This window comes from Candidatus Binatia bacterium, assembly GCA_035631035.1.
Lineage (GTDB): Bacteria > Eisenbacteria > RBG-16-71-46 > SZUA-252 > SZUA-252 > DASQJL01.
Genome location: DASQJL010000062.1, coordinates 159,065 through 167,064, shown reverse-complemented (window position 1 = coordinate 167,064; position 8,000 = coordinate 159,065). Strand labels below are relative to the sequence as shown.

Annotated in this window: 12 protein-coding genes; 6 read left to right on the top strand and 6 right to left on the bottom strand. The window is 68.7% G+C overall.

All coding sequences use genetic code 11. From position 1 onward, the window contains the following. Both VE326_07110 and VE326_07105 read left to right on the top strand, forming a co-directional pair. Positions 1-462: PH domain-containing protein (locus VE326_07110; GenBank protein HYJ32975.1), on the top strand; the 462-nt coding region annotated here is incomplete at its 5' end. A 26-nt stretch (positions 463-488) separates the two neighbouring features. Then, positions 489-1,184, top strand: coding sequence for a hypothetical protein (locus VE326_07105; GenBank protein HYJ32974.1), 696 nt, complete (start codon positions 489-491; stop codon positions 1,182-1,184). A 20-nt stretch (positions 1,185-1,204) separates the two neighbouring features. Here the strand turns inward: VE326_07105 and VE326_07100 are convergent, their stop codons facing one another. Beyond that, the gene (locus VE326_07100) at positions 1,205-1,681 is read right to left on the bottom strand and encodes a VOC family protein (protein ID HYJ32973.1); all 477 of its coding nucleotides are present in this window, start codon (positions 1,679-1,681) and stop codon (positions 1,205-1,207) included. Positions 1,682-1,777: 96 nt separating this feature from the next. Between VE326_07100 and VE326_07095 the strand changes: the two genes are divergently transcribed. After that, complete coding sequence (locus VE326_07095) at positions 1,778-2,488, top strand: hypothetical protein (GenBank protein ID HYJ32972.1); 711 nt, start codon at positions 1,778-1,780, stop codon at positions 2,486-2,488. On the opposite strand, the gene VE326_07090 is transcribed toward VE326_07095, so the two are convergent. From VE326_07090 to VE326_07075, 4 genes are all read right to left on the bottom strand, one after another. Next, positions 2,454-2,999, bottom strand: coding sequence for a hypothetical protein (locus VE326_07090; protein HYJ32971.1), 546 nt, complete (start codon positions 2,997-2,999; stop codon positions 2,454-2,456). The two genes, VE326_07095 and VE326_07090, sit on opposite strands and share 35 nt — an antisense overlap. A gap of 47 nt (positions 3,000-3,046) precedes the next feature. Further along, positions 3,047-3,373 carry a hypothetical protein gene (locus tag VE326_07085; GenBank protein ID HYJ32970.1) on the bottom strand — a complete coding sequence of 109 codons (327 nt, stop codon included), beginning with the start codon at positions 3,371-3,373 and terminating at the stop codon, positions 3,047-3,049. A 226-nt stretch (positions 3,374-3,599) separates the two neighbouring features. Continuing rightward, positions 3,600-3,797: a PspC domain-containing protein gene (locus VE326_07080; GenBank protein ID HYJ32969.1), complete on the bottom strand. Its 198-nt coding sequence runs from the start codon at positions 3,795-3,797 to the stop codon at positions 3,600-3,602. Between the two features lie 2 nt (positions 3,798-3,799). Then, positions 3,800-4,501 carry a hypothetical protein gene (locus VE326_07075; GenBank protein ID HYJ32968.1) on the bottom strand — a complete coding sequence of 234 codons (702 nt, stop codon included), beginning with the start codon at positions 4,499-4,501 and terminating at the stop codon, positions 3,800-3,802. An 82-nt stretch (positions 4,502-4,583) separates the two neighbouring features. On the opposite strand from VE326_07075, the gene VE326_07070 reads away from it, so the two are divergent. The 3 genes from VE326_07070 (at position 4,584) to VE326_07060 (ending at position 6,851) form a co-directional block, all read left to right on the top strand. Further along, a complete protein-coding gene (locus VE326_07070) occupies positions 4,584-5,060 on the top strand; it encodes a DUF1579 family protein (protein HYJ32967.1) in 477 nt (158 codons plus the stop codon). 247 nt (positions 5,061-5,307) lie between these two features. Beyond that, the gene (locus tag VE326_07065) at positions 5,308-5,802 is read left to right on the top strand and encodes an outer membrane beta-barrel protein (protein ID HYJ32966.1); all 495 of its coding nucleotides are present in this window, start codon (positions 5,308-5,310) and stop codon (positions 5,800-5,802) included. Positions 5,803-6,260: 458 nt separating this feature from the next. Continuing rightward, entirely contained in the window at positions 6,261-6,851 is a 591-nt protein-coding gene (locus VE326_07060; GenBank protein ID HYJ32965.1) for an outer membrane beta-barrel protein, read from the top strand. Positions 6,852-7,020: 169 nt separating this feature from the next. Here the strand turns inward: VE326_07060 and VE326_07055 are convergent, their stop codons facing one another. After that, positions 7,021-7,980: a threonine/serine dehydratase gene (locus tag VE326_07055; protein ID HYJ32964.1), complete on the bottom strand. Its 960-nt coding sequence runs from the start codon at positions 7,978-7,980 to the stop codon at positions 7,021-7,023. Between the last annotated feature and the right edge of the window lie 20 nt (positions 7,981-8,000).

The following is an 8,000-nucleotide window of genomic DNA, read 5'->3' as shown; positions in this document are numbered from 1 at the left end:
CTCCACTGGGTGGTCCTCCTCTGGCATGGCCTGATCGGCGGCCTCGGAGCGCTCCTCGGCCTGGGGCTCGTCGCGGGCACGTTCGTGACGACGGGAAACGACCTGGGGAGCGGCGGCACCGCGGCGGCGATCGGGGGCGTGCTCCTCTTCGGCGCCGGCCTCGCCATCCTTCTGATCGGCATCCTGAAGCGGGCCGCGACGGAAATCGCCGTCACCAACAAGCGCGTTCTCATCAAGACCGGCTTCTTCAGCCGGAAGACGATCGAGATCTTCCTCTCCAAGATCGAGAGCGTGGTCGTGGACGAGTCGTTCCTGGGAAAGACGCTCGGCTTCGGCACGGTCACGGTGCGCGGAACCGGGGGCACTCCCGAGGCGTTCGAGCGCGTGGCCGATCCGCTCGAGTTTCGCAGGCAGGTGCAGACCCAGATCGAGGGAAGCCCCACCGAGATCCGCACCGCCTGATCCGACGGCCCCGTTCGGGAGGAATCGTGAGATCGCACGCTTCGCTGATCCTGGTCCTCGCGCTCCTGACGGCCGCCGTCCCCGCGGCGGCATCGCCCGCCGGATACGTCGTCGACTGGGCGTCGGTGCGGGCCGCGCCCCCGGCGCCGCGGGAGGAGCCCGGAGGGCTCTACACCTGTTCCATCCAGCGCGCCGCGCCCGACTCGGGCGCCCGCTTTCTCGCGATCGCCGAGTGCACCTACCCGCGCGGCGACCTTCTGGCCGCACTGGCTTCGCAGAAGGGCTACGAGTTCGGCTCGGACACCGTGGGCGTGCCGGTGTGGTGGAGCAAGGGGAAGAACGAGCGCCGCGTCCCCTATGCCGCCACGCGCGCCGCCCTCGAGCACTATCTCAAGCTCACGCAGAAGTACCGCGACCGCGAATATCGGGAGCCGGGCATGCAGCCGATCTTCACGAGCGCGCTGATGTACGAGGCCTCCGTGGCGCCCGAGGAGGAATTCGAGATCGGAGACTCCACCTTCAAGAACGTGTGGGTGGCGCACATCCACCTGAGCTGGACGTACGACGACGGAACCTTCCTGCCGTTCGTCTCGTCGCACCGCACGGTCGTGCTTTCGCGGAAAGGGGAAGTCCTGGCGGTGGATGGGGACGGGCAGGCCAGCGAGAACGTGGAAATGTCCAACAACCGCGCGGTGGGACGCGAGCGGCGGCTGATGCGCTAGGCCGCCGCCCGCGGCCGGAATCAGGCTTCGCGCGAAGCCATCTGCTTCATGAACTCATCCTGCCCCCGCTTCATTTCCTCGGGGGTCACGTCCTTCACGTGCGTCGCGACGTTCCAGCGATGACCGAAGGGATCGATGATGTGCCCCATGCGGTCGCCCCAGAACATGTCCACCGGGGCCATGTCCCCCTTCGCACCGGCCGTGACCGCGCGCTGGTAGGCGGCGTCGCAGTCCTCGAAGTAGAGATAGAACGAGACCGGCGATCCGCCCTGCGTCTCCGCCGACCGCGAGCCCATCACCTCGTCGTTCATCATGACGATCGAGTTTCCGATCTTGATCTCGGCGTGCATCACCTTGCCGTCGGGTCCGCGCATGATCCCGCGTTCCTCGGCGCCGAACGCGCGCTTGTAGAACTCGATCGCCTTCGCGGTGTCGCGCAGCGTGATGGACGGGGTGACGGTGGTGTAGCCTTCGGGAATCCGTTTGACGTTGGCCATGGGAGTCGAGCCTCCGTGACGATGTGGGTCCGGCCGGGGCGACGCTTTGAAGCGAAGCGGAAAGTATAGGACACGCCGGTTGGGGGGCCGCAACGGGTGATTCGCACCGTCCTGCTCGGCCCCCTGGCCCGAGCGCTCCGCGCGGCCGTTCGCGACGGCGCCCTCGAGGCGCCGGTCGAATACGCACTGTTTCCGCTCGGCTGGGCATTCTGGCTCCTGGATACGCTGGTCCGGATTCCGATCCTCGCGCGCGAGTGGAGCGCCGGACCCCGCCCCCGCCGCATTCCCGTGCGGGCCGTGCCGCTTCTCCGTTCGCGCGCCGATCCGGACGTCGCCTCGGCGCGGGTCCGAGCGGTGCTGTCCCAGGCGGCCGCCCTGCTCGATCCGCACGGCGTCCGGCTGGAGGTCCAAAGCGTCGATCCCGCGCTGATGCCCCAGACGGTCCCCCCGCCCGGGTGCGGCCTCGCGGCGGTCGCCGGGCGCTTCTTTCCCTGGGCGTCCGCGAGGTGCGCCGGCGCCCCCTGCCTGACCGTCTACTTCGTGGAGGACCTGGGATCGCTGGCGGGCTGCGCCGTGCCCGGGGCCGATTGGATCGTCGTGGAGCTGCGCACGGACGGGACCACGGTGGTGCACGAGCTGGGACATCTCGCGGACCTCTGGAGGCACCAGGCCGACCCCGACAACGTCATGACCGATCGGCCTGGCGGAACCCACGACCGGATCGACTGGTGGCAGGCGGCGCTGATCCGGACCTCGCGCTTCGCGCTGCCGGTCAGCCCGCGTCGGCCGACGCGAGGCGGATCGTGATGGGGGTCGGGTAGTCCATCGGGCCGATCGGCGTGTCGATCCGGGGCGTCAGCCGCACCTCGACGTCGTGTCGTCCGCCGGCCTGCCCCGCGAGGGCGGCCGCCGTCTCGAAGAGCGTCCGGGCGTCGCCCCCGAAGAAACGGTAGAGGTTGAACTCGATCGCGACGGGAACGTCCACCGCCTGGCCGGGGGGGAAGCGGAGCGGCTGGTCCAGGCGACCGTTCAAGATCTCACGGTCGTCCACGCGATAGGACCAGCCGAGCGCGATCATCCGCGCGGCGACCTGGTTCGATTGGGGATTGCGTCCTTCGAGGTGGAGGGTGAAGCCGAAGGGAACGTCCCGGGTCGCGACCCCGACGCCGAGGCGCGCGATCTGCGCCGCGGTCAGGCTGCGATAGGTGGGAAGCGGGTCGAGCCGGATCCGGACCACCTCGGCGTCCGAAACCCGGTCCAGGCGAAATTCCACCCGGCGCAGCGCGGCCGCTTCACGCAGCGTTGCGCATCCGACCATCAGGCTCAGGACGCCCAGGATGAGATACCGGATCCGACCTCCCGCCGTCAGCGCGCTCCCGCCGTCGTCATTCCGGGCCGGCTCACGTCGGGCCGTCCCATCGTTCCGCCTTGATCGAAGCGGTCGGAGCCCGCCACCTTCACGATCTTGTTGTACACCCCGAGCAGGAGGATCGAAGGGACCCACTGCCCGATGAAGAGACTCTTGTGCCTGCTTCCGGCCACCTGCATCGCCAGCGAGGCGCTGATCGCCCCGACGGCCGCGATCAGGAACCAGTCCGACGGCATCTTGGACGTCTGCTTCTCGATGGCCTTGGCCACGCCGCCTTCCGTGCGCTCGGGCCGGTTCGTCACCTTGTCTACCGCGTCGCTCACATTCACCATGAAGCACCTCCGTGATGTTGGCCTTGCCGGGCTCCCGGCAAGACCCCTCACGGAGTGCAAGGATGGGGCCCGTGCCGAAGCGACGCTCGCGGCGCGGGGATTGCGCGCGGAAGTGGAGGCTCGATGCCCAGATGTACCAGCAGCGACGGCCGGGCCACAAACATTTCGCGCCCGGGCTTGCAAGCGGTGCGGGAGCGGTGGCAAGAATTGCGCGCGCTCACTCGGGTCCGGGCATCACGATCCAGAGGATGATGTACACGATCGTGCCGGGGAACCCGACGCTCACGATCGACAGAACCACGTAGAGCACGCGGACCAGCGTGACGTCCCAGCCGAGCCATTCCGCGATCCCGGCGCACACGCCGCCCAGCATCCGGTTCCGCGAGCGACGGAGCCTTCTCGATGCGTCCACCATGGTCATGGTCCTCCTGGAGCGTGGGCAGAGTCGGGCGCCATGGCCGATCCTTCCGGCTCGAAGTCGACGAAGATCTGGTAGATCCTCGGCTCCAGGGCGCGCAGGTCGGCATTGTTCGAATCGAACTCCCGATCTCCCTGAACGCGGCGGTACGCTCCGCCCGCGCGATCCTCGATCCGCGGCTCCAGATAGAGCCGCACTCCGGGGAGCAGCGAGTCCAGGGCACCCCCTTCCCACGACGTCACGCCCCCGGCATAGTCCCACCCGAACCCCGTGAGCCGAAACGGACGGCCGTTCGTCTTCTCGAGGTCCGCCAGGGTGGTCCCGAGGGAGATGTCCCCCGGGAGCATCCAGCGCGATCGCTCGCCGCGCAGCACGGCGCGGCGCGGCGCGCGCTTGGCGCCGGGATCGGACCAGATGATCTCCAGGCGGCGCTGGGGGTCGTCGGGGAAGAGCAGGGTGCCGGGGGCCGTCTCCCCCTCGCCAAGGGAGATCGAGGAGTCGCGCAAGCTTTGCGCCCCGTAGGCGCGCGCCAGGTCCAGCTCGGAGCCGAAGCGGTTCAGCCCGCCGACCCGGATCCGGGGCTCGATCTTCCAGTCCTCGAAGGCGGCGCGCTCGATCGGCGTCTTCTCGGCGGGCGAGGGTCCGCCGCAAGCCGTGACGGAGAGCGCGATCACGAGAGAACCCAGGTACCACCGCGTCACGACCGACCTCCTTTCCCGGGCGCCATGCTCCCGCCGGAGCCTGGGGGGTGTCAAGGCGCGGTCAACTCCAAGGAGGGTTGCCATGGATGAAGAGGCCGAGCGCGCGATCGCGCATGCGAACGAGATTTTCGAGAAGGACGTCGGCACGTGGGACGCCGAATCGGTCATCCGTCCCGGCCCCGAGGCCTCGCCGGTGCCGGCCAAGGGCGTGGCCCGCAATCGCCGCATCGCCGGCGGGCGCTACCTGGTCATGGACTACGCCTCCGACAGCGGCTTCGAGGGGCATGGGATCTACGGATGGGATCCGGCGCGGGGCCGATACACGGGCGTCTGGGTGGATTCCACGTCTTCAGCGATCGCTCGGTCCGAGGGAACGTGGGATCCGGCAACTCGTACGATGACGTACGAGACGGTGGTGGACCTGGGCACCCGTTCCGTCCGCTATCGTGAGATCACGCAGACCCAGGAGGACGGGTCGCTGCTCTATCGAAACCTGGTGCCTCTGCCACAGGGCGGTGAGTTCGAGATGGTACGGGTGGTCTATCGCCGCCGGGCCTGATCGGAGCCGGTTGTCATTCGTACTTGCCGAGAAGCGGATTCTTCAAGGCCTCACCGAGGTGCGGCGCGCCATTTCGGAGCGTACGATCCCTCCTGACGCCCTGCCTTAACCCGCCCACCGGCCGTCGGCTGCGGCGGCCGGACTGGCCCGAAGACGGCTTCTGGCATATCCCTTGAGATTCCGAGCCGCCGGCGGCCGTTCGCCCCCAATGGCGGACCCGCCCACCAAACCCCAATGGGGAGGAACGATGAAGCCAATTTATGGGATCGTGCTGGCGTGCTTCGCGGTGCTCGCGACCGCCGCGTGGACCGCGCCCGCGCATTCGTTCGGTCTTTCCGGGGCGGGCGTACGTCTCGGCACCACCGACGCCGAGCACGCCGATGCGTCGCTGTCGGGAGGCGGCCACCTGGAGTTCGAAGAGGCCGGCTCGCGCGTGCACATCATGCCCAGCGTTCTCTTCTGGTCCAACAGCGGCCTGAAGGACGTGAATCCCAATTTCGACCTCTACTACCACTTCGCGCCCTCGGGGCGTGTCAGCCCGTACGTGGGCGCCGGAGCCGCCGTGCACATGTACTCCGCCGACGGCCCGGGAGACCCCGGCACGGACCTCGGATTGAACCTGTTCGGGGGCGCGCTCTTCCCGATGGGATCGAGCCGGCTCTTCGCGGAGCTCCGGTACTCGGCCACGGATCTGTCGCAGACGTCGCTCTTCGGAGGGGTGACGTTCCCGATCTCGCACTGAGTACCCACTGATCGTATTGGCCACCGGCGCACCGGAATCAGGTACGGCTCCCGCCCCCGCGGTCGCCGTGCCCACCGGACGCCGGTGGTTTTTTCTTGAGCCTCACGCACCCTTGCGGACCGGGCCCTCCGATTTTCATTGTTGCACCGACGGGTGCAGAGTCGTTCCCCGATGTTCCAAATGGTAGTTCCTTCCATCCCGGGCCCAACGCCGTTGTGGCGGCGCGGCAAGAGCGCTAACTCTCGAACAGGAGCGTGGTTGGGTAGCGTGTAAAGGGTCGCCCGCCCGTCGTGGCACGCGCCTTGATGAAGCCCAGTGCAGGCGCCGCCCGGCCGGACCCCACGGTCTCACCCCCCTTGCCTCGACCCGACCGAGCCGGGCGGACGCCGAAAGTTTCGAAGATGGCGCCGCCGCAGCGGCGCTCCCCATAGAAGAAGCCATCGATCAAGGAGAGCGCGATGAACCGACACCTCGAAAGCCGCACGCCGACCCAGCCGGGCACGTCCGCGCTCGCGCTCCTCGTCGTCTCCCTGGTTGCGCTCGCGATTGCCATCGCGATCGCTCCCGCGCGCTCGCACGCCGCCGAGATCGTGCCCTCGTACGGGCTGACGCGCTCCGTGGACGGCGGCGACCAGGTGAAGGGCATGTTCGGACTGGCCCTGCGCGGGAACATCATCCCGAACGTGCTCCAGAGCGAGATCGGCGCCGGCTACCGCACCGAGGAGATGTCGGGCGGGGCGCTGCACGTGCGCCAGTGGCCGATCACGGCCTCGCTCCTCATTTCGCCAATGAACGTGGTGTATGCGGGCGCGGGCGTGGGCTGGTACCACACGACCTACGACTACGAAGACGACGCGCTCGGCGACGAGACCGTCCAGAAGTTCGGCGTGCACGTGGGCGGAGGCATCAAGGTGCCGGTCGCGCCGCGGGTGGCGCTGGACCTGGGCGGCCGCTACGTGAAGCTGCAGGATCAGGAGTCGAAGCTAATTCCTGAGAAGTTCGATCCGTCGTTCTGGACCCTGTCGATGGGTCTTGCGCTGAAGTTCTAGTCGTTCCACCCGGCGACGCCGGGCGGACGTTTACATAGATGGGCGCATGCTCTGCCGCTGCCGGTGTTGCACAAGAGGCGACAGGGTACGGAGGGGGAGGCATACGAGGCCTCCTCCCCCCTGCGCCCGGCCCGGGCCGATCTCCAGGGCCCGGTACGCCGCGATTCGCTCAGGGCAACTTGCCCGAGAGGATCGCGGCCGTTTTTTGAGGATCGATGTTCCCGCCGGATACCACGCACACGATCTTCCTCGCGTCAGGCAGCCCCCTGAGCGCCGCCGCGACCGGCACCGCTCCGGCCCCCTCGGCAACCAGTCGATTGCGCTCCACGAGGAGCCGCAGGGCAGCCGCCGCCTCTTCCAGAGAGACGACCAGGCTGCCCGCGAGCAGCTCCCGCGCGTGGGGCCAGACCTCCTCGAACACGGTGGTTCCTCCGATTCCGTCCACGAAGCTGGGCGTGTACTCGACGGGGCTGGGAGCGCCTGCCGCCAGGGAAACGGCGAGAGGCGCGGCCGTGGCGATCTCGCACGCATGAACGCGCACCCTCGGAGCCAGCGCGCGCAGGACTGCGGCGATTCCCGTCGAGAGTCCGCCGCCGCCGTAGGGAACCAGGACGGCGTCGGGATCGGGCAGGTCCTCCAAGATCTCCAGCGCGATCGTTCCATTGCCGGCCAGGACGGCGGGATCGGAGAAGGGGTGGATGAAAGTCCCGCTCATCCCCTCGTACCGATGTTCCATCATCACGCGCCACCAGGTCGGAAACGGGACCTTGAGGACCGAGGCGCCCAGCCGTTCGATTGCCGCCGTCTTGATCGCCGGCGCGTGATCGGGAACCACGACGGAGCAGGGAATCCCCAGACGCCGGGCGCACCAGGCGACCCCCTGCGCCATGTTCCCGGCGCTCGCCGTGTAGACGCCTCGCTGGAGCGCCTCGGGAGGGAGGAGCGCCATCGCGTTCCCGGCGCCGCGCAGCTTGAAGGAGCCGATCGGCTGGAGGTTCTCGCACTTGAGCCAGATCTCGGCCGGGCCGTCTACGTTCAGGCGGAGGAGCGGCGTGCGGATCGCGACGCCGCGGATCCGCTCGCGCGCGGCGCGGACCTGGTCGAGCGAGGGGAGCTCGAGCGTCCTCATGGCGCGGCCCGCCGGCGCGT

What these genes read in the sequence shown, in the direction of transcription:
- VE326_07090 (HYJ32971.1), bottom strand. Translation starts at nt 2,999, where the DNA reads ATGGTCGGATGCGCAACGCTGCGTGAAGCGGCCGCGCTGCGCCGGGTG.
- VE326_07055 (HYJ32964.1), bottom strand. Translation starts at nt 7,980, where the DNA reads ATGAGGACGCTCGAGCTCCCCTCGCTCGACCAGGTCCGCGCCGCGCGC.
- VE326_07065 (HYJ32966.1), top strand. Translation starts at nt 5,308, where the DNA reads ATGAAGCCAATTTATGGGATCGTGCTGGCGTGCTTCGCGGTGCTCGCG.
- VE326_07100 (HYJ32973.1), bottom strand. Translation starts at nt 1,681, where the DNA reads ATGGCCAACGTCAAACGGATTCCCGAAGGCTACACCACCGTCACCCCG.
- VE326_07060 (HYJ32965.1), top strand. Translation starts at nt 6,261, where the DNA reads ATGAACCGACACCTCGAAAGCCGCACGCCGACCCAGCCGGGCACGTCC.
- VE326_07070 (HYJ32967.1), top strand. Translation starts at nt 4,584, where the DNA reads ATGGATGAAGAGGCCGAGCGCGCGATCGCGCATGCGAACGAGATTTTC.
- VE326_07080 (HYJ32969.1), bottom strand. Translation starts at nt 3,797, where the DNA reads ATGGTGGACGCATCGAGAAGGCTCCGTCGCTCGCGGAACCGGATGCTG.